Raw genomic sequence first — 26,005 nt, forward strand, 5'->3', positions numbered from 1 at the left:
CGTGGACGTCTTTAGATGATGAAATGGTGGAGCCGGGGGGATTTGAACCCCCGTCCGCCAGTACTCCGCTGTCGGTACTACATGCGTAGCCGTGTCTATTAAGTTAACCCTCAGCGACCCGACGGGCAGGGTGCTTTGGGCGAGTTGTGTAAGTTTTAGCCGCTTCGTCCACAACGTACTGCACGGCGATTCTGTTCTATATGACAATCACTTTGGGTTTACAGACATCCCCTGGTGATTGCTGGGCCCGAAGGCGCCAGAAGTGTTTTAGGCAGCAAACGCCATTTGGTCGTTCGAAGCTTCAACACCGTAGGTTTCGTCATTGGCAACTATAGGAAGTTGCAACAGTGGATTTACGAGTTCTGTTACCAACTCGGCATGCACCTAAAGTTTCGCAACCGGCGTCGAATCCTAAACGGCCCCGAGCCTGGCGCTTCTTGAAGCTGTTGAAGCGGCAAGCAGCTGCAGTGTACGCCAATCCGCGTCTGAGGCCAACCCGAAGGTTGGCCCGCAGCGGTCAGGAGTTTTTACCGTCTTTGTTTGCCTTCTGGATCTCTTGAATGGTTTGAGTGGTTTCAGAGATACATTTCTCAGTGCCTTCCTTGGTGTTCTGAGCCTGATGGGCTTTGGCTTGCTGGACGCTGGCTTCGACGCGTGCACTGAGGTCTGGCGCCTGGATTTGGTTTTTGGCGTTGGCAATGGTTTGCAGGTTTGTTTCGCAGAGGCTTTCCGTGCCGCCGGCGGCAAATGAGGACGACGCCAGCATGGAGGCAGTAACGAACAGACCTAGCAGTACAGAGCGTTTCATGTGTCTCTCCTTGAACTGAGGGCGCAGGCATCGCCGGCCATCAGTACGGCTACCAATTTAGGGACGGTCCCGCATTTGCGGGACTTGATCAGTGGACTGCGACCCTACGCCAGGGTTCTATTTTTCTTCAGGTCGCCCTGGCCTGGGTCACCCGATCGATCAGGTAGACCAGCCCGTGGTAGTCAATGGCGCCGTGCTGCGTAAGACCGATCTCGCAGGTGCGGCTGGTGGAAATCCCTTCGCTGCAATGCTGCACCGCGTCCTTGAGCGTGCGCAGCGAATGGGCATTCAGCTCCGGCGTGGTGAAGCCCTTGTCGCCAGCGAAACCGCAGCAGTGAATGCCTTCGGGGATGACCACGTTCTTGCTGCACTTGCGCGCTAGGTCGATCAGCGCCTGGCTTTCGCCTAGGTGCTGCGTGCTGCAGGTGACGTGTACTGCGATGGGCGCCTCTTGGGGGGTGAAGTCGAGACGATCCATCAGATGAGTGCGGATGAAACGCACCGGGTCGTATAGATCGAGGCGCACGTCGCCAAGGTCCTGAACCAACCGCAGCGTGCAGGGGCTGGTGTCGCAGTAGATAGGATCGAGCCCGCCGCGACTGGCGTGCAGCAGTGCGCCGATCAGTTCCTGGCGCTTGTGTTCGGCCTGTTCTACGTAGCCTTTGGAGGCAAAAGGCTGGCCGCAGCAGAGGCTGTCCACGTTGTCGGGAAAGACGACCTGATAGCCGGCCTTTTCCAGCAGCCGTTGGGTTTTTTCGTACAGCGACATCTGCTCCTTATCCCCTGCCGCCGGGCCCATCACCCGCGACACGCAGGCCGCCAGGTAGACCACTCTGGGGCGTTCATCGGATACGGCAGGGCTGAAGCGGATGGCCTTTTCCGGCTGGGGCATGGCGCTGGTCCACTGCGGAACCTGACCCTTGGACAGCCGCGTCAACGAGGCCGAAAGCTTTGCCAGGCGTGGCGCGCCCAGTAGCATGCGTGCGCCGTTGGCGACGTGCAGGGTGAAGCGCACGCCTTGCAGGGTGGTGGCGAAATTTCCTTCAATCCAGTTGGCGGTTTTCGTATTTGTCGCCTCACGGCTGCGCAGCTTTTTCACCAGCTCGCCGGTATTGATGCCAACCGGGCAACGTTGTGCGCACAAACCTGTGGCGGCGCAGGTGTCGATGCCCTGGTATTGGTAGGCGCGTTCCAGTTCGGTGGTGTCGGTGCCGGCGCGTTTCTTCGCTTGGATATCCCGCCAGATCACGATGCGCTGGCGCGGGCTCAAGGTCAGGTCCTTGGATGGACACACCGGTTCGCAGAAACCGCACTCGATGCACTTGTCCACAATCTCGTCGGCGGCCGGCAGCGGTTTGAGGTGCTTGAGGTGGATCTGCGGATCTTCGCTGAGCACCACGTCCGGGTTGAGGATGCCGTTGGGATCGAGCAGGCGTTTGAGCTGCCACATCAATTGATAGGCATCGCTGCCCCATTCCAGCTCGACGAACGGCGCCATGTTGCGCCCGGTGCCGTGTTCGGCTTTCAGCGAACCGCCGAATTCCACCGCCACCAACTGCGCCACGTCATCCATGAACGCCTGGTAACGTGCGACTTCTTCTGGGTTGTTGAAGCCTTGGGTGAAGACGAAGTGCAGATTGCCTTCCAGCGCGTGTCCGAAAAGGATCGCTTCGTCGTAGTGATGTTTGTCGAACAGCTCGATCAGGCGGTTCACCCCGATGGCCAGTTGTTCCACCGGAAAGGTCACGTCTTCGATGATTACCGTGGTGCCGGTTTTGCGTACCGCGCCCACGGCTGGAAAGGTGTCTTTACGGATCGCCCAGAGCCGGGCGTTTTCCCGTGGGTCTTCGGTAAAGTCGACCTGTTTTTCCACTGGGAAGCCGGCCAGCGATGCCATGATTCGGGTCAGTTGTTCTTGTAGCAACGACGAGGACGCGGCGCGGGATTCGATCAGCAGGGCGCAGGCATTGATCGACAGATGCTGTACGAAATCCGGCATGCCCGGCTTGTCCTGCACCGAGCGCAGGCTGCGCCGGTCCAGCAGTTCCACGGCCGAAACTGGTTGGCTTTTCAGCACGGTGACGGCGTTGCAGCAGGTTTCCACATCCGGGAAGACGATCAGTGCCGAGGCTTTGTTCGGGTGGTCGATGACTGTGTTGTAGGTCACCGCACTGATGAAGCCCAAGGTGCCTTCGGAGCCCACCAGCAGATGGCTCAAGATATCCACAGGCTCGTCGAAATCCACCAGGGCATTGAGTGACAGGCCGGTGGTGTTTTTCAGACGGTATTTGTGGCGAATTCGCGCGGCCAGTTCGGTATTGGCGCGGGTTTCGCGGCCCAGAGTCGCGAGGCGGTCCAGCAGTTCGCCATGGCTTGTACGAAAAGCCGCCACGCTGGCTTCGTCTTCGGTATCCAGACGCGTGCCATCGGCCAGCACCAGGCGGATACCGGCCAGGGTGTGATAGGTGTTCTGCGCGGTGCCGCAGCACATGCCGCTGGCGTTGTTGGCGACGATACCGCCGATCTTGCAGGCGTTGATCGAGGCTGGATCAGGGCCGATCTTGCGCCCGAACGGTGCCAGCCAGGCATTGGCCTGGGCGCCGATCACGCCGGGCTGCAAGCGAATCTGTGTGCCGTGTTCGCGAATCTCGCGGCCGTTCCAGTTATCCCCAAGCACAATCAGCACCGAGTCGCTGATGGCTTGCCCGGACAGGCTGGTGCCGGCGGCGCGGAAGGTGACCGGGACTTGGTCTCGTTGGGCCAGTTTCAGCAGGGCGATCACTTCATCTTCGGATTCGACGCGTACCACCAGTTTCGGAATCAGCCGATAGAAACTGGCGTCGGTGCCGAAGGCCAAGGTCGACAGCGGATCGTCGAAACGTCGTTTTGGCGGAATCAGTTGCTGGACATCACGCAGGAAAGGAGCCGGAAGAGTCATTGGTCCTCCAGAATCAAAACCACCAGATCCTTCGGACCATGGGCGCCATAGGCCAGGACTTGCTCGATGTCGGCGGTCTTCGACGGGCCTGACACCAGCAGGGCGTTGGTGGGCATGCCTTGGGCCCATTCGAATTCCTGTTGCACTTCATAGAAGTTGTCGCGGATTTCGCTGGCCTTGAGCAGGGCGAAATGCACCGGTGGCACCAGGCTCATCAGTCGCGGCTCTTCCCGCGTTGGCCAAAGAATCAGGCTACCGGTGGCGGCGATGGCGCCGAGGGTTCCGGTCAGGCTGGCAGGCGTGTCGTTGAACAGTTCGGCTTTCCATTCCTCTACCGGGCGGTCGTAGGCCTTGAGAGGTGGCAGGTCGGGATTGTTTGCCCAAAACTGTGTGATTTTTTGCCCGTGCGCAGTGGTCGGGGCGATGAGCAAACTCGGCAACTGGCGGTCACGCAGCAACTGCGCCAGCAGCGCCGGCCAGCCTTCACCGGACGTCAGATGGATTTCGGTGTGCACCGCTTCCATCAATTTGCGCAATTGTGGAATGCACTGCTCGGGCGCGTAGCGGTAGGTTTGCGTCACCAGCTCGACATCGAAGTTGTCGGCAACCGGCGTGGCGCCCGTCAGACTTTTGCGCAGCTTGGCGAGGATATTGTTTTTGGCGCTCATCGGCGGTCTCCCTGCTGGTTCAGGTGTTCGCGAGCCAGGTCATGCAATGAGCGGGCGGCGGGTTTGGGTGCGCTGTGGTTCTGGGTCCATGGGCCGATATTTTGGGGTGTCAGGGCGCGCAGGCGCGTGGCGAGGAAACCGAACAGCCGATACAGTCGCGGCGAACTGTTGAGCCGGGCCCAGGCATTCCAGATGAACCGCTCCTTGGGCGAGTATTTGCTGCCCTGGCCGCGCATCACTTGGTTCGGGCTGTCCGGCGCCTTGACGTTTTCTTCTCGCAGCCGCCGCAGTAGCGCGGGAATCGGGATTTTCACCGGACACACCTCACCGCAGGCGCCACACAGCGAAGACGCGCTCGGGTGGTCCGGGACTTTGGCGAGGCCGACCATGTGCGGCGTGATGATTTTTCCGATAGGTCCCGGGTACACCTCGCCGTAGGCATGACCGCCGATTCGGGTATAGACCGGGCAATGATTCATACAGGCGCCGCAGCGGATGCAGTTCAGGGTCTGGCGCAATTCGCTGTCGGCAAACGCCTGGCTGCGACCGTTGTCCAGCAGCACCAGGTGAACCTCCTGGGGACCGTCAAGTTCGTCAGGCTTGCGCGGGCCGGAGATCATGTTGACGTAGGTGGTGATCGGCTGGCCGAGGGCCGAGCGGGTCAGCAGCGAGAGCAGCGGCACGACATCGCGCAGGTTTTCCACGACTTTTTCGATGCCGGTTACGGCGATGTGCACCGGCGGTACGGTGGTGGACATCCGCCCATTGCCTTCGTTTTCCACTAGCAGCAGCGTGCCGGTTTCGGCCACGGCGAAGTTGACGCCCGAGACGCCGATATCAGCTTCGAAGAATTTCTGCCGCAATACCTTGCGACCGATCTGAATGAGTTGGTCGACGTCCTTGGTGTACTCCACGCCGAGTTTGTCGTGGAACAAGGACGCGACCTGACCGGCGTTCTTGTGGATCGCCGGCATAATGATGTGTGAAGGCTTCTCGTGATCGAGCTGGACGATGTACTCCCCCATGTCGGATTCGAGACATTCAATGTCCCGAGCCTCGAGGAAATGGTTCATCTCCATCTCTTCGCTGACCATCGATTTGCCCTTGATCACTTGCCGCGCCTCGTGAGCCCGGATGATCGAGAGGACGATGCCATTGGCCTCGTCCACCGTCTCCGCCCAGTGCACGTTCACACCGTTGCGGGTCAGGTTGGTTTCAAGTTGCTCGAGCAGGTCGGGCAGCTTGGATAACGCGCGGGCGCGGACGGCATTGCCGAGCACTCGCAGGTGTTCTCTTTCGTGGGCATCGCTGAAGGACGTTGCCCGCTTGGTCATCAGTGAATCCATCGCGCTGCGAAAGTTGTTTCGCAGTTGCGTGTCGTCCAAAGCCTTGTGGGCCCGGGCGCGAAAATCTTCCTGCACCTCAATGGTCGGGATCAGCGTCGGCGTGCTCATGCGGCACCTCCGGTACGCTGCCAGAGGAAACTCGCCAGGTGTTGACCGCGTAACGCCTCCTGCTGTTTTTCCAGCGCGCCGTTGATGTTCATCAAACAGCCGCAGTCGGCGCTGACGACCTGATGCGCGCCGGATTCCTTCAGCGCGCGGGTCTTGTCGGCCACCATCGCGCCGGAAATATCCGGCATGCGCACGCTGAACGTGCCACCAAAACCACAGCATTCACTTTCATGGCTGTGCTCGACGCGCTCCACGTTGCCCAACTGCGCCAATAACGCACGACCATGTAGGTGGGTGTTCATTTCACGCCGGGCCGAGCAGGACGTATGCAGCGCGATTTTCACCGGCTCGCCGCTGTCCTGCAGCTGCACCTTGCAGACAAACAGCAGGAATTCGGCCAGCTCATAGGTTCGGGCCACGAGGGCCCGAACCTGTTCGAGCGTGTCGGGCTCGTCCTTGAACAAGTCGGCGTAATGCTCGCGCAGCATGCCAGCGCAGGAGCCCGAGGGCACCACCACCGGATAATCGCCAGCAAACAGGGCCAGTTGCGCTCGCGCTACCGTCCGTGCCTGTTCGGTGTATCCCGAGGTGTAGGCCGGTTGGCCGCAGCAACTTTGCCCTTGCGGGTAGTCCACCCGGATTCCTTCGCGCTCCAGCAGGTGAATCGCATCCATCCCGGCTTCGGGATAGAACAGGTCCACCACGCAAGTGCCGAACAGGTAGACCCGTTGCGGTTTTTCGCTAGGGTACTGCCGAGGCTCGGGCAATGGCGGGGCGACACGGGTCGCGTTCGGCACGGCGTTGTAAAAAAGCTCGCTCATCAGGCGTGTCTCCGGGTGGTCCCGGTTATCCGTCCGCTGAGGCTGCTGAAATATAGACAGGAAATCTTTCAGCAGCCTTGCAGACCCGGTGATCAATAGCAGACGCCGAATCGAGGTTCGGCGTCGGTTTTTTCGGTATTGCCTGTAGTACTCAGTGCACCAACATGCCGGTGAACCAGTAGGCCTGGGCCAACGTGATCAGGCCGACGATCGTTGCAAAGAATAGGCTGTGTTTGAGGGTGAAACGGAACAGATCCGATTCCTTGCCCACCAGCCCGGTCGCCGCGCACGCCACCGCGATCGATTGTGGCGAAATCATCTTGCCAGTCACGCCGCCACTGGTGTTCGCAGCTACGAGCAAGGTGTCGTTGACGCCGATCTGGTGCGCAGTAGTGGCTTGCAAGGAGCTGAACAGAGCGTTGGACGAGGTATCGGAGCCGGTCAGGAATACCCCCAGCCATCCCAGGAAGGGCGAGAAGAACGGGAACGCCGCGCCGGTGCCGGCCAGCACCAAGGCCATGGTCGACGACATGCCCGAGAAGTTGGTAACGAAGGCGAACGCCAGCACCATACCGATGGACAGGATCGGCCAGCGCAGTTCGTAGAAGGTCTCTTTTAAAGTGGTAAGACCAGTTTTAAGGTTGATCTTCAACACCAGCATCGAGATCAATGCCGAGAAAAAAATCGCCGTGCCGGTAGCGGAAATCGGATCAAGCTTGAAGACCGCCGGGATGGCTGTCGGATTGACCACGATTGGCGCGACCTTGATCACCATCTGGTCCAGGTGCGGGATGGCGAAGTTGAACACCCAGCCATACATGGAGCCGCCGGCGGCAAACATCGCCTTGAACGGTTTCAGGGTCCAGATCGTCACCAGCACGGTTAGGATCAGGAAGGGCGACCAGGCCTTGATGATTTCCCCCAGGCTGTAGGGTGAAGCCACGGTGCTGCGCGGTTGGCCGAAACCTCCGACGCTGGCGGTGACCGTTGCGCTCGAGGTGGCGCCAGCAATCTGCGCGCCTGCGGTGCGCTTGGGCTGCCAGACTTTCAGGAACAGCGTCAGGGAAATCAACGCCGCCAGGGCCGAGGTGATGTCTGGCAGTTCCGGGCCGATGAAGTTGGAGGTGAAGTACTGGGTGACGGCGAAGCTCAAGCCGGCAACCAGCGCCGCCGGCCAGGTTTCCCGCACGCCGCGCAGGCCGTCCATCATGAACACCAGCCAGAACGGCACGAACAGCGACAGCAGCGGCAACTGGCGACCAGTCATGGCGCCGATCTTGAACGCATCGATCCCAGTGACCTGGCCGGCCACGATGATCGGAATACCCAGCGCGCCGAACGCCACTGGGGCGGTGTTGGCGATCAGGCACAGGCCTGCGGCATATAGGGGGTTGAAGCCCAGGCCGACCAACAACGCAGCAGTGATCGCCACCGGCGCCCCGAAGCCTGCGGCACCTTCAAGGAATGCGCCAAAGCAAAAGCCGATCAGCAACACTTGCAGGCGTTGGTCATCGGTAATCGACAGCACCGAGCTGCGGATCACCTCGAACTGGCCGCTCTTGACCGTCAGTTTGTAGAGAAACACGGCGGCGACGATGATCCAGGCGATGGGCCACAGGCCGTAGGCAAAGCCGTAGCCGGCGGCAGCGAAGGCCATGTCGGCGGGCATCTGGAACGCAAAGATTGCGACGGCAATCGCCAGGGCCAGGGTGATGCTGCCGGCCACATGCCCCTTGAGGCGAAACACCGCCAGGGCCAGGAAGAAAAATACGATGGGAATGACGGCCGCGAGTGCGGACAAGCCGAGGCTGCCGAGCGGGCTGTAGAGCTGTTGCCAGGTTTGCATAGTGGGTGGGCCCCTAATTGTTGTTGGTCAGGCACTGCCAGCGCTTTGGTTAATTGGTAATACCAATTTACAATCGCTGTTGGCTAGGGTAAAAGCCTTGGTTGTCGTGTGTCAATTTGCCGCCCTGAAACTTTCGTCGAATAAGCGGTGCAGAGAGCATCTGATCCGTGAGTGAAAGCGGTTTTTGGTGGGTGTGGACTGGGCCCGGATGGGCCAGAATAGAGAGCCCGGCGAGCCGTCGGGACCGTGGAGAATCGAGTTATGGGGTTTGATCAGATTCGTCAGCGCCGTTTGTCTGACGATATTGTCGAGCGGCTTGAAGGAATGATCCTTGAGGGCACGCTGAAATCCGGTGAGCGGCTGCCGGCTGAGCGGACCCTGGCCGAACAGTTCGGTGTGTCACGCCCTTCGTTGCGCGAGGCGATCCAGAAGCTGGCGGCCAAGGGCCTGTTGGTCAGCCGCCAGGGCGGCGGCAATTATGTAGTGGAGTCGCTGGGTTCGACTTTCAGTGATCCGCTGTTGCAACTGTTGGAAAGCAATCCCGAGGCGCAGCGTGACCTGTTGGAGTTTCGCCATACGCTGGAAGCTTCTTGTGCTTATTACGCTGCGCTGCGAGCTACGGATGTGGACCGCGAGCGGCTCAAGGCGGCATTCGAAGAATTGCAGGATTGCTATTCCCGCCACGATGAAGTGAGCCGGGCAGAGGAGGGTGCGGCCGATGCCCGGTTCCATCTGGCGATCGCCGAGGCCAGTCATAACGCGGTGCTGCTACACACGATTCGGGGGTTGTTCGACTTGCTCAAGCGCAACGTGGTGACCAACATCGGCGGTATGTACAAGCAGCGCAGCGAAACCCGCGACATGCTGATCAGTCAGCACCGAGAATTGTATCAAGCCATTATGGACGGGCAGGCCGAGCAGGCGCGGGAAGTGTCCAGCCGGCATATTTTGTATGTGCAGGAAGTCTTGGAAGAGGTACGGCAGGAAGTGCAGCGGGTGGCGCGGGCGGAGCGGCGCAAGGGGATGTAGTGCTCGGACCCTGCGGGAGCGAGCTTGCTCGCGAAAGCGGCCTGTCTGGCACATCAATGCTGGATGTGTCGCCGTCATCGCGAGCAGGCTCGCTCCCACAATGGTCTCAAGGCGAAAGAATCAGTCTTCCTTGCCCTTGTTGCGCACCGCGCGCTGCAACTCGCGACCGGCGTCGCGTTCGCGTTCGGTATCGCGCTTGTCGTATTCCTTCTTGCCCTTGCCCAGCGCAATCTCGCACTTGATCAAGTGCTTGCTCCAGTACAACGACGTACAGACGCAGGCGTAACCCTTCTGCTGCACAGACGCGAAGAGTTTTTCCAGCTCGCGTTTGTTGAGCAGCAGTTTGCGCGATCGCGTCGGGTCGGCAATCACGTGGGTGCTGGCGGTGGTCAACGGCGTGATATGGCTGCCCAGCAGCCAGGCTTCGCCGTCCTTGAGCAGGACATAACTGTCGACCAGTTGCGCCTTGCCGGCACGCAAGCTCTTTACTTCCCAGCCGGCCAGGACCATGCCAGCCTCGAAACGTTGTTCGATGAAGTAATCGTGTCGCGCCTTTTTATTTTGCGCGATGGTCCCTGTGGGGTGTTTCTTCTGTTTAGCCATAGGGGCGGCATTATAGGCAGTTGCGTGCGTGTCGGCTACGGTGAAGCTGCGTGCTTGAGCACGTTGAGTGAATCCCGGACAATGCGGCCTCTTTTTCGAACGCTGGGCGTGATCACGATGTCGACAGACAAGGTTTCTGTCCACGGCAGTTGGGCTAGCCGCTGGGTCTTTATATTCGCTGCAACCGGTTCGGCGGTGGGGCTGGGCAGTATCTGGAAATTTCCCTACATGGTCGGCGTCTACGGTGGCGGCGCCTTCGTACTGATGTTTCTGGCCTGCATTGCGCTGATCGGGGCGCCAGTGATGCTGGCCGAAACCCTGATCGGCCGTCGTGCCCGGCAAAGCCCGGCCAATGCCTTGAAGGTGCTGGCGGTGGCGGCGGGGCATTCGCCCAAATGGTCGTGGGGCGCGTTCGCCGGGATGATCACGGCGCTGCTGATCCTGTCTTTCTATAGTGTGGTGGGTGGCTGGTCGCTGGACTACATCATCGACATGGGGCGTGGGGACTTTCAAGGTGTGACGCCTGATCAGGTCGGTGCCTACTTTGGCAACGTGATTGCCGATCCCTGGAGACTGACCCTCTGGCATACGATCTTCATGGTGCTCTCTGCGGTGGTGATTGCCCGAGGCGTCGTCGCGGGGCTTGAGCGCAGCCTGCGGATCATGATGCCGCTGCTGTTCGTGATGATCCTGGTGCTGCTGGGGTACAGCATGACCACGGGGCATTTCATGGAGGGCCTGCACTTCATGTTCGATTTCCAGCCGCAGAAAGTGCTGGACGGTCTGTTGCCCGCCATGGGGCATGCCTTCTTCTCCCTGAGCGTTGGGGTCGGCTCGATCATGATCTACGGCGCCTACATGCCCAAGGGGGCGTCCCTGACCCGGACCGTTGTCGGCGTCGCACTGTTGGATACCTTCGTGTCGCTGCTGGCGGGTGTGGCTTTGTTTCCGATTGTGTTCGCCGCCGGCCTGAACCCCAGCGAAGGGCCAGGACTGATGTTTGTCAGTCTGCCCTTTGCCTTTGGCAGCATGGCGTTCGGTCAGGTGATGGGCGTGGTGTTTTTTGTCCTGGTGGCTATTGCGGCATGGAGTTCGGCCATTTCCCTGCTGGAGCCGATGGTGGCCTACTTGGTTGAACGGACCCGGCTCAGCCGCGCCTGGGTAACGTTCTGGCTGGCGTTTACCTGCTGGTTCGTGGGTCTGGGTACGGTGTTTTCCTTCAATATATGGAAGCAGGCCAAGTTTTTCGTGAACGAAGACGGGCTGTTCCACCTCTACCAGTGGGGAGCAACCGGAGGGCTGGACTTCTTCGGCGTGATTGATTTCTTCACATCACGGATCATGCTGCCACTGGGTGGTTTGTGTTTCGTGGTGTTTGCAGGATGGATCATGGGGCGTGAGGCGGTGCGTGATGAGTTGTCGCTGCGCAGCCCTGTCTTGTTCGCCTTGAGCCTGTTCTTGATGCGCTATGTGGCGCCCATCGGCATTCTCGTAGTGTTTGCCGCCCAGCTGTGGAAGTGACGCTTACATGACGACACACATTCAACGCTCAGCCTTGCTGCCCTATCCGGCACAGGCCCTGTATGACTTGGTCAATGATGTGGCGAGTTACCCGGAGTTCTTGCCTTGGTGTTCCTCCGCCGAGGTGCTTGAGAGCTCCGAAATCCATATGCGCGCCGGCCTCAACATCGCCAAGGGCGGGTTGAGCCAGCGCTTTGTCACGCGCAATACCCTGGTGCCTGGGCAGTCCATCGAGATGAATCTGGAAGAGGGGCCTTTCAATCAGCTCCACGGTGTCTGGGTGTTCAAGCCACTGGGTGAGAAGGCCTGCAAGATCAGCCTCGATCTGTCGTTCGATTATGCGGGGCCGCTGGTACGAGCCACATTGGGGCCGCTGTTCAATCAGGCGGCCAATACCCTGGTCGACGCGTTCTGCCAGCGTGCCAAGCAGAATGCCGAGCTCAAGCGTTGATCGAAGTAGAAGTGGTATATGCCAGCGTCGACCGCCAAGTCTTGCGCACATTTGCAGTGCCGCACGGCACGAGTGTTCGCGCAGCGCTGAAGGCATCGGGCATTACTGATGCGTTCCCGGAGCTGGATCTGGCGACTTGCCCGGTGGGGATTTTTGGCAAAGTGATCGCCGATCCTGATCGGCGGGTGGTGCAGGCGGCTGATCGGCTGGAGATTTATCGACCTTTGCTGGCCGATCCGAAAGAAATTCGTCGCTTGCGTGCGGCCAAGGCTGCTCAAGCACGCCAATCTGATCAATAGCCAAGCCTGAATCGCAGGCAATAAAAAACCCGGCATGCCGGGTTTTTTTACGTCGCGTTTTATTGCGGCGAGGTATCCAGAGGTTCTGGAGTCGGGACCGGTACGGTTTCGACTTTGTCCACATCCTTCTGGATCTGGTCCAGCAACGAACCTGGCTTGGCCGGTTTTTCCGGTTTTGGCTGTTCGGCCTTCTGGGTTGGATCGGTCACGGTGGTGCCGCTGTCCTTGCCCATGATGGCCTCGTCGCGGCTCACGCCAGGCATGAAATCGCCCGACAGGCTGACGAGTTGGTCATTGGGGCTGAAGATAACGCTGATGCGTTCCTGTTGGCGCTCGCCGCCGCCAGGCTGCAAGCTGTACAGGTAATCCCAGCGATCGGCATGGAACGTGTCGGTCAGCAGAGGGTTGCCCATGATAAACCGTACTTGCCGGCGGGTCATTCCCGGGCGTAACTGGTCTATCATGTCCTGCGTGACGACATTGCCCTGCTGGATGTCGATTTTGTAAACCCCGGGGAATGAACAACCGGCGAGTGCGAGCAGTCCCACAAAGGTGAAACTGGTTAGCAAGAGCTTGGTGTTTTGCATCGGTGGGCGACTTCCACTATCTTGGCTGGGACAACGTAAACGCCGATCATACCCGCATTAAGAGAAGCTGCGAAGCAGCATCGCGAGAAAGCTGACCATGGTTGAAAATAGCGAACTACGCAAAGCCGGCCTCAAAGTGACCCTGCCACGGGTCAAGATTCTACAAATGCTCGATTCCGCAGAGCAGCGTCACATGAGTGCCGAAGACGTCTACAAGGCGCTTATGGAGGCTGGCGAGGACGTTGGTCTGGCCACGGTTTACCGTGTTCTGACTCAGTTTGAGGCTGCGGGTCTTGTGGCTCGTCATAATTTCGATGGCGGTCATGCGGTCTTTGAATTGGCTGACGGGGAACACCACGATCACATGGTGAACGTGGATACCCGTGAGGTTATCGAATTCATCAGTCCGGAAATCGAAGCGCTGCAAAAAGAAATTGCTGAAGAGTATGGCTTCGAGCTGATCGATCACCATCTCGTCTTGCATGTACGCAAGAGGAAGTAAGCTCGTTGCGTGAGCCCACAGCTCCCAAAACGAAAGAAGGCGACCCTAGGGGCGCCTTCTTGCTGTGCGGCTTTTATTAGATTTTTGCGGCGACGACCATTTTTTTCGCGTGAGCCAGGGATTCCTTGGTGAGATCGATCCCCCCGAGCATTCGGGCCACTTCTTCCACACGCTCGTTTTTGTTGAGTTTGGACACTGCTGTGCGCGTGGCGTCTTCGCCGCGCACTTTGTGCACGAATAAATGTTGGTGTCCCTGGGCGGCGACCTGGGGCAGGTGAGTCACCGTCAGCACTTGGCCACGCTCACCCAGCCGGCGCAGCAACTGGCCGACAATCTCCGCCGTGGGGCCGCCAATGCCCACGTCCACTTCGTCGAATACCAGCGTCGGTACGCGCGAGGTCTGCGCCGTGATGACCTGGATGGCCAGGCTGATCCGTGACAGTTCGCCACCGGATGCGACCTTGGCCAGGGCCTTGAGCGGTTGCCCGGGGTTGGCACTGACCAGTAGCTCCACCTGCTCCAGCCCATTGGGTTGAAGCTCGTCGCCAGCGTTGCGGCGCAGCTCGATGGTAAAACGCCCGCCCGGCATGCCCAGGCGCTGGATTTCCTGTTCCACGGCACTGGCCAGGCCGGTTGCGGCTTGGTGGCGCAGTGCGCTGAGCTCGTTTGCCCTTTCCTGATAATGACGGGCATAGGAGGCCAGTTCGTCTCCCAGGCGCTCGATGGATTCATCGTTGGCGTTCAGGGTTTCCAGCTCTTCCAGTAACCGCTGCTGGAGTTCGGCAACGTCGGTTGGCTGGACTCGGTGTTTGCGTGCCAGCGTATAAATAGTGTCCAGGCGCTCTTCCAGGTACTGGAGGCGCGCCGGATCGGCGTCGAAATGATCAAGAAACCGGTTCAGTTCCCCGACGGCTTCTTCGACCTGGATCTGCGCGCTCGTCAGCAGGTTGGTCGCTTCGCTCAGGGCACCCACCGAATTGTTTACGCTGGAGAGGCGGTTCAGGCTCGCCGTCAGCGCATTGAGCACATTGCCCGAATCGCTCTCGCTGCATTGCTCGACCACTTGGCGACAGATGCCCAGCAGGGTTTCGGCGTTGGTCAGGTTCTTGTGTTCCTGCTCCAGTTCTTCCAGTTCATTTTCGCCCAGGGCCAGGTTTTCCAGCTCTTCGAGCTGATAGCTCAACAGCTGGTGCCGTGCCCGCTGTTCGTCGCCGGAGTTGGAGAGGCGGTCCAATTCCTGTCGGGTCTGGCGCCAGCGCTGGGCGGCCAGTTGCACCTGGCGCGCCAGATCGGTGGCGCCGGCATATTCATCCAGCAGGCGGCGATGAGTATCCGTCTTGAGCAGGGACTGGTGTTCATGCTGGCTATGGATATCGATCAACAGTTCGCCGAGGGCCTTGAGGTCGCCCAAGGGGCAGGGCGTGCCGTTGATGTAGCCCCGGGAGCGGCCTTCGGCAGTAATGACCCGGCGCAAGATGCACAGGCCATCGGTGTCCAGATCGCGTTCGGCCAGCCAGGTGCTGGCCTCGGGGATGTCGACCAGGTCGAATGTCGCCAGGATGTCGGCCTTGTCCGCACCGGGGCGCACCACGCCACTGTCGGCGCGATCGCCCAGTGTAAGGCCCAGGGCGTCGAGCATGATCGATTTGCCGGCACCGGTTTCACCGGTGATCACACTCATGCCTCGATCGAGCTCGAGGTCGAGGTGTTCGACGATGGCGTAGTTATGTACGGACAGGTGCACCAGCATAAGGCCGCTCCCAGGCTTTAGGTCTGGTTATTTATACAGTGTTTTGTTTCGGGCTGACAATGCCTTTGCTTAGCTCGATTTGCTTGGGGCAATGAGTTTCTTAGCGCGGCGAGGAATGAAAAGCAGCTGTTTTTTGTAAGGTTAATTCGTCGGACGGCCCTTGAAGCTTAAAAACCCGGCCCCATATACCGGGGCAGAAGCGCGAGTCGAGCTCGCGGACGAAGTTGAAAGGAGAAATCTATGGCTGACGAACAGACGCAGGACACGCAAAATCTAGACGCCAATCAGGCTCCCCAGGGTTCGGGTGACGACCTGGCGGCGCGTGTACAAGTGCTCGAGGAGCAACTGGCCGGTGCGCAGGATCAGGCGTTGCGTGTAGCAGCCGACCTGCAGAATGTCCGCCGTCGCGCCGAGCAGGATGTAGAGAAGGCTCATAAATTCGCCCTGGAACGTTTCGCAAGCGACCTGCTGCCGATCATCGACAGCCTGGAGCGCGGTCTGGAACTGTCCAATCCGGACGACGAGAACATTCGTCCGATGCGCGAAGGCATCGAACTGACCCTGAAAATGTTCCAGGACACCCTCAAGCGCTACCAGCTCGAGGCCCTTGATCCACACGGCGAGCCTTTCAACGCCGAGCACCACCAGGCCATGGCGATGCAGGAAAGCGCAGACGTCGAGCCTAACAGCGTCCTGAAGGTTTTCCAGAAAGGTTACCTGCTCAACGGTCGTCTGTTGCGCCCGGCCATGGTGGTGGTCAGCAAGACGCCGGCACCGGTTTCGCCTTCTATTGATGAGCAGGCTTGAAATCGGCCATAACGGCCCCATTAAGAAGTCAAGCGTTTAAGTGCTACCGCAGTTAGCCACCACTGCTGCGGCAACAAAATCCAAGTTCCGGGAGAGTTAACATGGGCAAGATTATCGGTATCGACCTGGGGACCACCAACTCGTGCGTCTCCGTGCTGGAAAACGGCAAGGCCAAAGTGATTGAAAACGCTGAAGGCGCGCGTACCACGCCGTCGATCATTGCGTACGCCAACGATGGCGAGATTCTGGTTGGCCAGTCGGCCAAGCGTCAGGCAGTGACCAATCCGCATAACACCCTGTACGCGGTGAAGCGTCTGATCGGTCGCAAGTTCGACGAAGAAGTCGTTCAGAAAGACATCAAGATGGTGCCTTACAAAATCGCCAAGGCTGACAATGGCGACGCCTGGGTTGAAGTGAACGGCCAGAAAATGGCGCCGCCACAGATCTCGGCTGAAATCCTGAAGAAAATGAAGAAGACCGCCGAAGACTATCTCGGCGAGGCGGTGACTGAAGCGGTCATCACTGTTCCTGCCTACTTCAACGACAGCCAGCGCCAGGCGACCAAAGACGCCGGCCGCATTGCGGGCCTGGACGTAAAACGTATCATCAACGAACCGACCGCAGCCGCTCTGGCCTACGGCATGGACAAGGCCAAGGGCGATCACACCGTGATCGTTTATGACCTCGGTGGCGGTACCTTCGACGTCTCGGTAATCGAGATCGCTGAAGTCGATGGCGAGCACCAGTTCGAAGTGTTGGCCACCAACGGTGACACCTTCCTCGGTGGTGAAGACTTTGACATCCGCCTGATCGACTACCTCGTCGACGAGTTCAAGAAAGAAAGCGGCATGAACCTCAAGGGTGACCCGCTGGCCATGCAGCGCCTGAAAGAAGCTGCTGAAAAAGCCAAGATCGAACTGTCCTCGAGCCAGTCGACCGACGTGAACCTGCCGTACATCACTGCAGATGCCACCGGTCCGAAGCACCTGAACGTGAAAATCTCCCGCGCCAAGCTCGAAGCGCTGGTGGAAGACCTGGTTCAGCGCACCATCGAACCTTGCCGCATCGCGATGAAAGACGCCGGTATCGACGTTGGCGCAATCAACGACGTGATCCTGGTGGGCGGTCAGACCCGTATGCCACTGGTTCAAAAGCTGGTGACCGATTTCTTCGGTAAAGAAGCGCGTAAAGACGTTAACCCGGACGAAGCCGTTGCCATGGGTGCTGCCATCCAGGGCGCCGTTCTGGCTGGTGATGTGAAGGACGTTCTGCTGCTCGACGTCAGCCCGCTGACCCTGGGTATCGAAACCATGGGTGGCGTGATGACTGCGCTGATCGAGAAAAACACCACGATTCCTACCAAGAAATCCCAAGTGTTCTCGACCGCCGACGACAACCAGGGCGCCGTGACCATCCACGTGCTGCAAGGCGAGCGCAAGCAGGCTGCCCAGAACAAATCCCTGGGCAAGTTCGACTTGGCCGAGATTCCACCGGCTCCACGTGGTGTGCCACAAATCGAAGTGACCTTCGACATCGACGCCAACGGCATCCTGCACGTCGGCGCGAAAGACAAGGCCACTGGCAAGACCCAGTCGATCGTGATCAAGGCCAACTCCGGTCTGTCCGAGGAAGAAATTCAGCAGATGGTTCGCGATGCTGAAGTCAACGCCGAGGAAGACCGCAAGTTCGAAGAGCTGGCCAGCGCTCGCAACCAAGGCGATGCCCTGGTGCACTCGACTCGCAAAATGATCGCTGATGCTGGCGAAAAAGTGACTGCGGAAGAGAAAACCGCCATCGAAGCGGCCGTGGTTGCCCTGGAAGCTGCCGTCAAAGGCGACGACAAGGCTGCCATCGAGGCGAAGATCGAAGAGTTGTCCAAGGTCTCTGCTCCAGTGGCTCAGAAGATGTACGCCGAGCAGGCCCAGCCCGCGGAAGGCGCTGCGCAGCAAGGCGAGTCGGCTGAAAAGGCTGACGACGTCGTCGATGCCGAGTTCGAAGAAGTGAAAGACCACAAGTAATCGCTTGTTGGTCGGCCGGTTGACTGCATTTGTGCGGTGGCTGGTAGGATGTCGCCGCGCGGGAGCTTGCTCCCGCGTTGGCGTGTCTGGAGTCAGTGAATTTTTACAGCATGCGACAGCGCTCGGATGCTGGCGGTGTGATCGGGAATGCTCCTGCTTTCCGAACGACATACACCGCGTTTTGGCCGGGTACCTGGCTGAAAGATTAAAGACCAGGATCGTTGAATTGACGTGAGTTGGGTCCGGGCCTGTATTGGGGCTCAACGAGTTTGGCAAGGTTCAGGAGAGGTTTGCCGGACGTCCTATAAGAGTGCAAAGACTAATGGCAAAGCGTGACTTTTACGAAGTATTGGGTGTCGAGCGGGGGGCCAGCGAGGCAGACCTGAAAAAGGCCTATCGTCGCTTGGCGATGAAGCACCACCCGGACCGTAATCCCGGCGACAAAGCGTCGGAAGAGATGTTCAAGGAGGCCAACGAGGCCTACGAAGTACTGTCCGATTCGAGCAAGCGCGCGGCTTACGACCAGTACGGTCATGCCGGCGTCGACCCAAGCATGGGTGGCGGCGGCGCCGGTTTTGGCGGTCAGAATTTCTCCGATATTTTCGGCGATGTGTTCAGCGACTTCTTCGGCGGTGGTCGCGGCGGTGCTCGAGGCGGCGCGCAGCGTGGCAGCGATTTACGCTACACGTTGGAGTTGAACCTGGAAGAGGCGGTGCGCGGTACTACCGTCAATATCCGCGTTCCAACGCTGGTCAATTGCAAGCCGTGCGATGGTTCGGGCGCCAAGAAGGGCTCCTCGCCTGTGACGTGCCCAACCTGCGGTGGCATCGGTCAGGTCCGCATGCAGCAGGGCTTCTTCTCGGTGCAGCAGACCTGCCCGCGTTGCCATGGCCAGGGCAAGATCATTTCCGACCCGTGCGACTCCTGCCACGGCGAAGGGCGTGTCGAAGAGTACAAGACGCTGTCGGTGAAAGTGCCGGCCGGTGTCGATACCGGTGACCGCATTCGTCTGTCCGGCGAAGGCGAGGCGGGTGCCCAGGGTGGCCCGACCGGCGACCTGTACGTTGTCATCAATGTGCGTGAGCACGCGATTTTCCAGCGCGACGGCAAGCATCTGTTCTGCGAAGTGCCGATCAGTTTTGTCGATGCAGCCTTGGGCGGCGAGCTTGAGATCCCGACTCTTGACGGTCGCGTCAAGCTGAAGATCCCTGAGGGTACGCAAACCGGCAAGCAGTTCCGGATTCGTGGCAAGGGCGTTGCGCCAGTGCGTGGTGGCGGTGCGGGTGACCTGATGTGTCGTGTGGCGGTGGAGACTCCGGTCAACCTGAGCCGGCGCCAGCGTGAATTGCTGGAGGAGTTCCGCAGCTCGCTGGCGGATGACAACAGTCACTCTCCGAAAACCACCGGTTGGTTCGAAGGCGTGAAGCGCTTCTTCGGCGATCTGTAAGGAGGTCGCCATGCGACGTATAGCTGTGATGGGCGCTGCGGGGCGCATGGGTAAGGCGTTGGTCGAGGCGGTGCAGCAGCGCTCGCCGCTTTCGGGCCTGACGGCTGCCATCGTTCGGCCTGACAGTACGCTGGTCGGCGCCGATGCTGGCGAGCTGGCATCGCTGGGGCGTATCGGCGTGCCGATGTCCGGTGGTCTGGAGCGTGTGCTCGATGAGTTTGATGTTCTGATCGACTTCACGCTGCCGGAGGTGATGCTGAAAAACCTCGCCATTTGCCGCAAGCATGGCAAGGCCATGGTCATCGGCACCACCGGGTTGGACGCTGCACAAAAGCAACTGCTGGCCGAGGCGGGTAAAGACATTCCGATCGTGTTCGCGGCGAACTTCAGCGTGGGCGTGAACCTGTCGCTGAAGCTGCTGGACATGGCGGCTCGGGTCTTGGGTGACGATGCGGATATCGAGATCATCGAGGCGCATCACCGGCACAAGATTGACGCGCCTTCGGGAACAGCTTTGCGCATGGGTGAGGTGATTGCCGATGCGCTGGGTCGTGATCTGCAGAAAGTGGCTGTGTATGGGCGCCAGGGGCACACCGGTGCTCGAGAGCGCGACACCATTGGTTTCGCCACTGTGCGCGGTGGTGACGTGGTGGGCGATCACACCGTGCTGTTCGCCACAGAAGGCGAGCGCCTGGAGATTACGCACAAGGCTTCCAGCCGGATGACCTTCGCCAAGGGCGCCGTACGTGCCGCGTTGTGGCTGGATGGTCGCGAGCCTGGCTTGTACGACATGCAGGACGTTCTCGACCTGCGTTGATGCCATTGGCAGGGGGTTCAGTTATACTGAGCCCCCCGTTTTACACCGCTTCGCGACGACCTGTCGCATTCCCCTGCCTTTAAGGCTCATTAGCGGTGGACCAAAAAAGCCTTTTTCTGTAAGCTACAGCTTTAGTGTGTCCACTAAAAGCGCGCAGAATAATTCAGTGAAGAAGCGGGGTGACGTGTCCATACGTCACTCCGCTTTTTTACAACCTGCGATCGCCCTTTCAGGCTTTATTTACGGGAGGTCTTCTTGACTAAGCCAGCCATACTCGCCCTTGCTGATGGCAGCATTTTTCGCGGCGAAGCCATTGGAGCCGACGGTCAGACCGTTGGTGAGGTGGTGTTTAACACCGCAATGACCGGCTATCAGGAAATTCTTACCGATCCTTCCTACGCCCAGCAAATCGTTACCCTGACTTACCCACACATCGGCAACACTGGCACCACGCCAGAAGACGCCGAGTCTGATCGTGTCTGGTCCGCCGGCCTGGTCATTCGTGACTTGCCGCTGGTAGCGAGCAACTGGCGTAACACGATGTCCCTGTCCGATTACCTGAAAGCCAACAATGTTGTGGCGATCGCCGGTATCGACACCCGTCGCCTGACCCGCATCCTGCGGGAAAAAGGCGCGCAGAACGGCTGCATCATGGCCGGTGACAACGTTTCCGAAGCAGCCGCCATCGCTGCCGCCCAGGGTTTCCCGGGTCTCAAAGGCATGGACCTGGCGAAAGTCGTCAGTACCAAGAAGCAGTACGAGTGGCGCTCCACGGTCTGGGATCTGAAAACCGACAGTCACGCGACGATCGAAGCGTCCGAGCTGCCGTATCACGTGGTTGCGTATGACTACGGCGTCAAGCTGAATATCCTGCGCATGCTGGTAGAGCGTGGTTGCCGCGTGACCGTGGTGCCGGCGCAAACCCCAGCGGCGGACGTCCTGGCCCTCAAGCCCGACGGCGTGTTCCTGTCCAACGGCCCGGGTGACCCCGAGCCTTGCGACTACGCGATCCAAGCGATCAAAGACGTGCTGGAAACCGAGATCCCGGTATTCGGTATCTGCCTCGGCCACCAGTTGCTGGCCCTGGCTTCGGGCGCCAAGACCTTGAAGATGGGGCACGGCCACCACGGTGCCAACCACCCGGTGCAGGACCTGGACACTGGCGTGGTCATGATCACCAGCCAGAACCACGGTTTTGCGGTGGATGAAGCGACCCTGCCAGCCAACGTGCGAGCGATCCATAAGTCGCTGTTCGATGGCACGCTGCAAGGCATCGAGCGTACCGACAAGAGCGCGTTCAGCTTCCAGGGCCACCCTGAAGCCAGCCCGGGCCCGAACGATGTGGCGCCGCTGTTCGATCGCTTCATCAATGAGATGGCCAAGCGACGCTGACGGCGTGAAGCCCGAAGGCGGCCCCGAGTGCGGCGGCCCCTTCGGGCGCTACAAAGATTGTTCGACGGCCTAGCCGACTGACCTGCGGATTTGAGTGACAAACCCATGCCAAAACGTACAGACATAAAAAGCATCCTGATTCTCGGCGCTGGCCCGATCGTGATCGGCCAGGCCTGCGAATTCGACTACTCCGGCGCCCAGGCCTGTAAGGCCCTGCGCGAAGAGGGTTACCGCGTCATCCTGGTGAACTCCAACCCGGCCACCATCATGACCGACCCGGCCATGGCCGACGCCACCTACATCGAGCCGATCAAGTGGCAGACCGTTGCCAAGATCATCGAGAAAGAACGCCCGGACGCACTGCTGCCGACCATGGGTGGCCAGACCGCGCTGAACTGCGCCCTGGACCTGGAGCGCGAAGGCGTCCTGGAGAAATTCGGTGTGGAAATGATCGGCGCCAACGCCGACACCATCGACAAGGCCGAAGACCGTTCGCGTTTCGACAAGGCGATGAAATCCATCGGCCTGGACTGCCCGCGCTCGGGTATCGCCCACAGCATGGAAGAGGCCAATGCGGTCCTGGAACGCCTGGGCTTCCCATGCATCATCCGTCCATCCTTCACCATGGGTGGCACCGGTGGCGGCATTGCTTACAACCGTGAAGAATTCGAAGAAATCTGCGCCCGTGGCCTGGACCTGTCGCCGACCAAAGAGCTGCTGATCGACGAATCCCTGATCGGCTGGAAAGAATACGAAATGGAAGTTGTCCGCGACAAAAAGGACAACTGCATCATCGTCTGCTCCATCGAAAACTTCGACCCGATGGGTGTGCATACCGGTGACTCGATTACCGTCGCACCGGCCCAGACCCTGACCGACAAGGAATACCAGATCCTGCGTAACGCCTCCCTGGCGGTATTGCGTGAGATCGGCGTGGAAACCGGCGGCTCCAACGTCCAGTTCGGCATCTGCCCGAATACCGGCCGCATGGTGGTCATCGAGATGAACCCGCGGGTGTCCCGTTCCTCGGCCCTGGCCTCGAAAGCCACCGGTTTCCCGATTGCCAAGGTCGCTGCCAAGCTGGCCGTGGGCTACACCCTGGACGAGCTGTCGAACGACATCACCGGCGGCAAGACCCCGGCGTCCTTCGAGCCGTCCATCGACTACGTCGTCACCAAGCTGCCACGTTTCGCCTTCGAGAAGTTCGCCAAGGCTGACGCCCGCCTGACCACTCAGATGAAGTCGGTCGGTGAAGTCATGGCCATCGGCCGGACCTTCCAGGAATCCCTGCAGAAAGCCCTTCGCGGCCTGGAAGTGGGTGTCTGCGGTCTCGATCCGAAGCTGGACCTGAATGATCCGGAAAGCATGAGCGTGCTCAAGCGCGAGCTGACCGTGCCGGGCGCCGAGCGCATCTGGTACGTGGCTGATGCCTTCCGTGCCGGCATGACTGTCGAGCAGATCTTCGGCATGAACATGATCGACCCTTGGTTCCTGGTACAGATCGAAGATCTGATCAAGGAAGAAGAGAAGGTCAAGACCCTGGGCATGTCCAGCATCGACCACGACACGATGTTCCGCCTCAAGCGCAAGGGCTTCTCCGACATGCGCCTGGCCAAGCTGCTGGGTGTGACCGAGAAGAGCCTGCGTGCTCATCGCCACAAGCTGGAAGTGTTCCCGGTCTACAAGCGCGTCGACACCTGCGCGGCCGAGTTCGCCACCGACACTGCTTACCTGTACTCCACGTACGAAGAAGAATGCGAAGCCGCGCCGTCGACCCGCGACAAGATCATGATCCTGGGTGGCGGCCCTAACCGGATCGGTCAGGGCATCGAGTTTGACTACTGCTGTGTGCACGCGGCACTGGCCCTGCGCGATGACGGGTACGAGACCATCATGGTCAACTGCAACCCGGAAACCGTATCCACCGACTACGACACCTCCGATCGCCTGTATTTCGAACCAGTGACCCTGGAAGACGTGCTGGAAATCGTCCGCGTCGAGAAACCTAAAGGTGTGATCGTCCAGTACGGCGGCCAGACCCCGCTAAAACTGGCTCGCGCCCTCGAAGCTGCCGGTGTGCCGATCATTGGTACCAGCCCGGATGCGATCGACCGCGCCGAAGACCGTGAGCGCTTCCAGCAGATGGTCGAGCGCCTGAACCTGCGTCAGCCGCCGAACGCCACCGTGCGCAGCGAGGACGAAGCGATTCGTGCCGCAGCCAAGATCGGTTACCCGCTGGTGGTGCGTCCGTCCTATGTACTGGGCGGTCGTGCGATGGAAATTGTGTACCAGGAAGACGAACTCAAGCGTTACCTGCGCGAAGCGGTCCAGGTGTCCAACGACAGCCCGGTGCTGCTGGACCACTTCCTCAACTGCGCCATCGAAATGGACGTGGATGCGGTCAGCGACGGCAAGGACGTGGTGATTGGCGCGATCATGCAGCACATCGAGCAGGCCGGTGTTCACTCCGGTGACTCTGCCTGTTCGCTGCCGCCTTACTCGTTGCCGGCCCACATCCAGGATGAGATGCGCGAGCAGGTCAAGAAAATGGCCCTGGAGCTGGGTGTCATCGGCCTGATGAACGTGCAGCTCGCCCTGCAGGGTGAGGATATCTACGTCATCGAAGTCAACCCGCGCGCTTCCCGGACCGTACCGTTCGTCTCCAAGTGCATCGGTGTTTCCCTGGCGATGATCGCTGCACGGGTCATGGCCGGTAAGACCCTGAAAGAGCTGAACTTCACCAAGGAAATCATCCCGAACTTCTACAGCGTGAAAGAGGCGGTATTCCCATTCGCCAAGTTCCCTGGCGTGGACCCGATCCTCGGCCCGGAAATGAAGTCCACCGGTGAAGTGATGGGCGTGGGCGATACCTTCGGCGAAGCCTTTGCCAAGGCCCAGATGGGCGCCAGCGAAGTGCTGCCGACTGGCGGTACGGCGTTCATCAGCGTGCGTGATGACGACAAGCCACTGGTTGCAGGCGTGGCCCGTGATCTGATCAACTTGGGCTTTGAAGTGGTCGCCACGGCCGGCACTGCCAAGCTGATCGAAGCGGCAGGCCTGAAAGTGCGCCGCGTGAACAAGGTGACCGAAGGGCGTCCGCACGTGGTCGACATGATCAAGAATGACGAAGTCACGCTGATCATCAATACCACCGAAGGTCGTCAGTCGATCGCTGACTCCTACTCCATTCGTCGCAATGCGCTGCAGCACAAGATCTACTGCACCACGACCATTGCTGCCGGCGAAGCGATCTGCGAAGCGCTCAAGTTCGGTCCCGAGAAGACCGTGCGTCGCTTGCAGGATCTACATGCAGGATTGAAGGCATGAGCATAACCAAGTACCCGATGACTGTTCAGGGCGCGAAGGCCCTGGAAGAAGAACACGCTCACCTGACCAAGGTCATTCGTCCGAAGCTCAGCCAGGACATTGGCACCGCCCGGGAGCTGGGTGACCTGAAGGAAAACGCCGAATACCATGCTGCTCGCGAGCAGCAGGGTATGGTCGAGGCGCGTATCCGCGACATCGAAGGCCGCATGCAGAATGCGGTCGTCATCGATGTCACGACGATCCCGCACACCGGCAAGGTAATCTTTGGTACTACCGTGGAAATCGCCAACGTCGAGACTGATGAAAGCGTCACTTACCAGATCGTTGGTGAGGACGAGGCAGACATCAAGCTTGGCAAGATCTCTGTTGGTTCGCCTATCGCTCGCGCCTTGATTGCCAAGGAAGAGGGAGATGTGGTGGCTGTGAAGACGCCAAGTGGCGTCATCGAGTATGAGATTGTCGAAGTCCGTCATATCTGAGCGAAGGCGCCCGCTGCGTGCTGGCGCCATGATCTGGCAGCTCACCCAGATGTTATGGGTGGGCGGCGTCTGGTTGTTGCACGTCGGTTTGCTGCCGGTGCTGGGCCGAATCGGCCTGGCGCCGCTGCTTATCGATGAAATTGCCGGCATGCTGACGGCGCTGTTGGTGGGATTCTGCGCGGTGTGTGTGGTGTTCCAGGCTTTGGTGCTGGTTCAGGCCGAGGGCCTTGCCAGTCTATGGCGCGACATTCGTGGGCAATTGCTGCTCATGGCGTTGTACGCGTGCGGGATGTTTTTTGCGGTGCGTCTTGGCTGGCCGCAAGCGAGCCAGTGGCAGGTATTCAGTTACCTGGTGCTGGGGTTTTCCGGATTGGTGCTGGTGTTGCAGCCGGTTCCCGGATGGAGTGGCAGGGTGTGCGAAGCACACCCTTGACCCTTGGT

22 protein-coding genes and 1 other RNA gene are annotated in these 26,005 nt (G+C 59.7%); 13 read left to right on the plus strand and 10 right to left on the minus strand.

Annotated elements, in window-relative coordinates:
* Window positions 1-24 precede the first annotated feature (24 nt).
* The 7 genes from ssrA to J9870_RS03885 form a co-directional block, all read right to left on the minus strand.
* Window positions 25-423: a transfer-messenger RNA gene (gene ssrA, locus J9870_RS03855) on the minus strand.
* Window positions 424-517: 94 nt separating this feature from the next.
* Window positions 518-808: a hypothetical protein gene (locus tag J9870_RS03860; protein ID WP_210642779.1), complete on the minus strand. Its 291-nt coding sequence runs from the start codon at window positions 806-808 to the stop codon at window positions 518-520.
* Between the two features lie 127 nt (window positions 809-935).
* A complete protein-coding gene (locus tag J9870_RS03865; RefSeq protein WP_210642780.1) occupies window positions 936-3,746 on the minus strand; it encodes an FAD-binding and (Fe-S)-binding domain-containing protein in 2,811 nt (936 codons plus the stop codon).
* Window positions 3,743-4,414 (minus strand): lactate utilization protein, encoded by a 672-nt coding sequence (locus J9870_RS03870; protein ID WP_210642781.1) that lies wholly within the window; start codon window positions 4,412-4,414, stop codon window positions 3,743-3,745. The genes J9870_RS03865 and J9870_RS03870 overlap by 4 nt, the downstream gene beginning before the upstream one ends.
* Window positions 4,411-5,868 carry a LutB/LldF family L-lactate oxidation iron-sulfur protein gene (locus tag J9870_RS03875; RefSeq protein WP_210642782.1) on the minus strand — a complete coding sequence of 486 codons (1,458 nt, stop codon included), beginning with the start codon at window positions 5,866-5,868 and terminating at the stop codon, window positions 4,411-4,413. The genes J9870_RS03870 and J9870_RS03875 overlap by 4 nt, the downstream gene beginning before the upstream one ends.
* A complete protein-coding gene (locus J9870_RS03880) occupies window positions 5,865-6,689 on the minus strand; it encodes a (Fe-S)-binding protein (protein WP_210642783.1) in 825 nt (274 codons plus the stop codon). The genes J9870_RS03875 and J9870_RS03880 overlap by 4 nt, the downstream gene beginning before the upstream one ends.
* 151 nt (window positions 6,690-6,840) lie before the next feature.
* Window positions 6,841-8,535 (minus strand): lactate permease LctP family transporter, encoded by a 1,695-nt coding sequence (locus J9870_RS03885; protein ID WP_210642784.1) that lies wholly within the window; start codon window positions 8,533-8,535, stop codon window positions 6,841-6,843.
* 261 nt (window positions 8,536-8,796) lie between these two features.
* Between J9870_RS03885 and J9870_RS03890 the strand changes: the two genes are divergently transcribed.
* The gene (locus J9870_RS03890) at window positions 8,797-9,564 is read left to right on the plus strand and encodes an FCD domain-containing protein (RefSeq protein ID WP_210642785.1); all 768 of its coding nucleotides are present in this window, start codon (window positions 8,797-8,799) and stop codon (window positions 9,562-9,564) included.
* A gap of 120 nt (window positions 9,565-9,684) precedes the next feature.
* Here the strand turns inward: J9870_RS03890 and smpB are convergent, their stop codons facing one another.
* Window positions 9,685-10,167, minus strand: coding sequence for an SsrA-binding protein SmpB (gene smpB / locus J9870_RS03895; RefSeq protein ID WP_047229073.1), 483 nt, complete (start codon window positions 10,165-10,167; stop codon window positions 9,685-9,687).
* Between the two features lie 117 nt (window positions 10,168-10,284).
* On the opposite strand from smpB, the gene J9870_RS03900 reads away from it, so the two are divergent.
* Genes J9870_RS03900 through J9870_RS03910 form a run of 3 tightly spaced genes read left to right on the plus strand, consistent with a single transcriptional unit; the run spans window position 10,285 to window position 12,438 of the window.
* Window positions 10,285-11,688: a sodium-dependent transporter gene (locus tag J9870_RS03900; RefSeq protein ID WP_210642786.1), complete on the plus strand. Its 1,404-nt coding sequence runs from the start codon at window positions 10,285-10,287 to the stop codon at window positions 11,686-11,688.
* A gap of 7 nt (window positions 11,689-11,695) precedes the next feature.
* On the plus strand, window positions 11,696-12,139 hold the full coding sequence (locus tag J9870_RS03905) for a type II toxin-antitoxin system RatA family toxin (protein WP_210642787.1): 444 nt from the start codon (window positions 11,696-11,698) through the stop codon (window positions 12,137-12,139).
* Complete coding sequence (locus tag J9870_RS03910; RefSeq protein ID WP_210642788.1) at window positions 12,136-12,438, plus strand: RnfH family protein; 303 nt, start codon at window positions 12,136-12,138, stop codon at window positions 12,436-12,438. The genes J9870_RS03905 and J9870_RS03910 overlap by 4 nt, the downstream gene beginning before the upstream one ends.
* A 59-nt stretch (window positions 12,439-12,497) precedes the next feature.
* Here J9870_RS03910 and J9870_RS03915 read toward each other — a convergent pair whose 3' ends face one another.
* The gene (locus J9870_RS03915; protein ID WP_210642789.1) at window positions 12,498-13,025 is read right to left on the minus strand and encodes an outer membrane protein assembly factor BamE; all 528 of its coding nucleotides are present in this window, start codon (window positions 13,023-13,025) and stop codon (window positions 12,498-12,500) included.
* A gap of 97 nt (window positions 13,026-13,122) precedes the next feature.
* Between J9870_RS03915 and fur the strand changes: the two genes are divergently transcribed.
* A complete protein-coding gene (fur, locus tag J9870_RS03920; RefSeq protein WP_210642790.1) occupies window positions 13,123-13,527 on the plus strand; it encodes a ferric iron uptake transcriptional regulator in 405 nt (134 codons plus the stop codon).
* Between the two features lie 76 nt (window positions 13,528-13,603).
* Here fur and recN read toward each other — a convergent pair whose 3' ends face one another.
* Window positions 13,604-15,277, minus strand: a complete 1,674-nt coding sequence (gene recN, locus J9870_RS03925) for a DNA repair protein RecN (RefSeq protein WP_210642791.1) — start codon at window positions 15,275-15,277, stop codon at window positions 13,604-13,606.
* Window positions 15,278-15,517: 240 nt separating this feature from the next.
* On the opposite strand from recN, the gene grpE reads away from it, so the two are divergent.
* The 8 genes from grpE (at window position 15,518) to J9870_RS03965 (ending at window position 25,997) form a co-directional block, all read left to right on the plus strand.
* Window positions 15,518-16,084: a nucleotide exchange factor GrpE gene (gene grpE, locus J9870_RS03930; protein ID WP_210642792.1), complete on the plus strand. Its 567-nt coding sequence runs from the start codon at window positions 15,518-15,520 to the stop codon at window positions 16,082-16,084.
* Between the two features lie 101 nt (window positions 16,085-16,185).
* On the plus strand, window positions 16,186-18,102 hold the full coding sequence (dnaK, locus tag J9870_RS03935; protein ID WP_210642793.1) for a molecular chaperone DnaK: 1,917 nt from the start codon (window positions 16,186-16,188) through the stop codon (window positions 18,100-18,102).
* 322 nt (window positions 18,103-18,424) lie between these two features.
* Window positions 18,425-19,549, plus strand: a complete 1,125-nt coding sequence (dnaJ, locus tag J9870_RS03940; protein ID WP_003177841.1) for a molecular chaperone DnaJ — start codon at window positions 18,425-18,427, stop codon at window positions 19,547-19,549.
* A gap of 10 nt (window positions 19,550-19,559) precedes the next feature.
* Entirely contained in the window at window positions 19,560-20,366 is an 807-nt protein-coding gene (gene dapB / locus J9870_RS03945; RefSeq protein ID WP_210642794.1) for a 4-hydroxy-tetrahydrodipicolinate reductase, read from the plus strand.
* A 255-nt stretch (window positions 20,367-20,621) separates the two neighbouring features.
* Window positions 20,622-21,758, plus strand: coding sequence for a glutamine-hydrolyzing carbamoyl-phosphate synthase small subunit (gene carA, locus J9870_RS03950; protein ID WP_210642795.1), 1,137 nt, complete (start codon window positions 20,622-20,624; stop codon window positions 21,756-21,758).
* A 105-nt stretch (window positions 21,759-21,863) separates the two neighbouring features.
* Window positions 21,864-25,085, plus strand: a complete 3,222-nt coding sequence (carB, locus tag J9870_RS03955) for a carbamoyl-phosphate synthase large subunit (protein WP_123342831.1) — start codon at window positions 21,864-21,866, stop codon at window positions 25,083-25,085.
* 2 nt (window positions 25,086-25,087) lie between these two features.
* The gene (gene greA / locus J9870_RS03960; protein ID WP_210645098.1) at window positions 25,088-25,564 is read left to right on the plus strand and encodes a transcription elongation factor GreA; all 477 of its coding nucleotides are present in this window, start codon (window positions 25,088-25,090) and stop codon (window positions 25,562-25,564) included.
* 28 nt (window positions 25,565-25,592) lie between these two features.
* Entirely contained in the window at window positions 25,593-25,997 is a 405-nt protein-coding gene (locus J9870_RS03965; protein ID WP_210642796.1) for an MFS transporter, read from the plus strand.
* Window positions 25,998-26,005 lie beyond the last annotated feature (8 nt).

The sequence above is a fragment of the Pseudomonas sp. Tri1 genome, assembly GCF_017968885.1.
Lineage (GTDB): Bacteria > Pseudomonadota > Gammaproteobacteria > Pseudomonadales > Pseudomonadaceae > Aquipseudomonas.

Coding starts and splice junctions, on each gene's coding strand:
- J9870_RS03860 (WP_210642779.1), bottom strand. CDS start 808: ATGAAACGCTCTGTACTGCTAGGTCTGTTCGTTACTGCCTCCATGCTG.
- J9870_RS03865 (WP_210642780.1), bottom strand. CDS start 3,746: ATGACTCTTCCGGCTCCTTTCCTGCGTGATGTCCAGCAACTGATTCCG.
- J9870_RS03870 (WP_210642781.1), bottom strand. CDS start 4,414: ATGAGCGCCAAAAACAATATCCTCGCCAAGCTGCGCAAAAGTCTGACG.
- J9870_RS03875 (WP_210642782.1), bottom strand. CDS start 5,868: ATGAGCACGCCGACGCTGATCCCGACCATTGAGGTGCAGGAAGATTTT.
- J9870_RS03880 (WP_210642783.1), bottom strand. CDS start 6,689: ATGAGCGAGCTTTTTTACAACGCCGTGCCGAACGCGACCCGTGTCGCC.
- J9870_RS03885 (WP_210642784.1), bottom strand. CDS start 8,535: ATGCAAACCTGGCAACAGCTCTACAGCCCGCTCGGCAGCCTCGGCTTG.
- J9870_RS03890 (WP_210642785.1), top strand. CDS start 8,797: ATGGGGTTTGATCAGATTCGTCAGCGCCGTTTGTCTGACGATATTGTC.
- smpB (WP_047229073.1), bottom strand. CDS start 10,167: ATGGCTAAACAGAAGAAACACCCCACAGGGACCATCGCGCAAAATAAA.
- J9870_RS03900 (WP_210642786.1), top strand. CDS start 10,285: ATGTCGACAGACAAGGTTTCTGTCCACGGCAGTTGGGCTAGCCGCTGG.
- J9870_RS03905 (WP_210642787.1), top strand. CDS start 11,696: ATGACGACACACATTCAACGCTCAGCCTTGCTGCCCTATCCGGCACAG.
- J9870_RS03915 (WP_210642789.1), bottom strand. CDS start 13,025: ATGCAAAACACCAAGCTCTTGCTAACCAGTTTCACCTTTGTGGGACTG.
- fur (WP_210642790.1), top strand. CDS start 13,123: ATGGTTGAAAATAGCGAACTACGCAAAGCCGGCCTCAAAGTGACCCTG.
- recN (WP_210642791.1), bottom strand. CDS start 15,277: ATGCTGGTGCACCTGTCCGTACATAACTACGCCATCGTCGAACACCTC.
- grpE (WP_210642792.1), top strand. CDS start 15,518: ATGGCTGACGAACAGACGCAGGACACGCAAAATCTAGACGCCAATCAG.
- dnaK (WP_210642793.1), top strand. CDS start 16,186: ATGGGCAAGATTATCGGTATCGACCTGGGGACCACCAACTCGTGCGTC.
- dnaJ (WP_003177841.1), top strand. CDS start 18,425: ATGGCAAAGCGTGACTTTTACGAAGTATTGGGTGTCGAGCGGGGGGCC.
- dapB (WP_210642794.1), top strand. CDS start 19,560: ATGCGACGTATAGCTGTGATGGGCGCTGCGGGGCGCATGGGTAAGGCG.
- carB (WP_123342831.1), top strand. CDS start 21,864: ATGCCAAAACGTACAGACATAAAAAGCATCCTGATTCTCGGCGCTGGC.
- J9870_RS03965 (WP_210642796.1), top strand. CDS start 25,593: ATGATCTGGCAGCTCACCCAGATGTTATGGGTGGGCGGCGTCTGGTTG.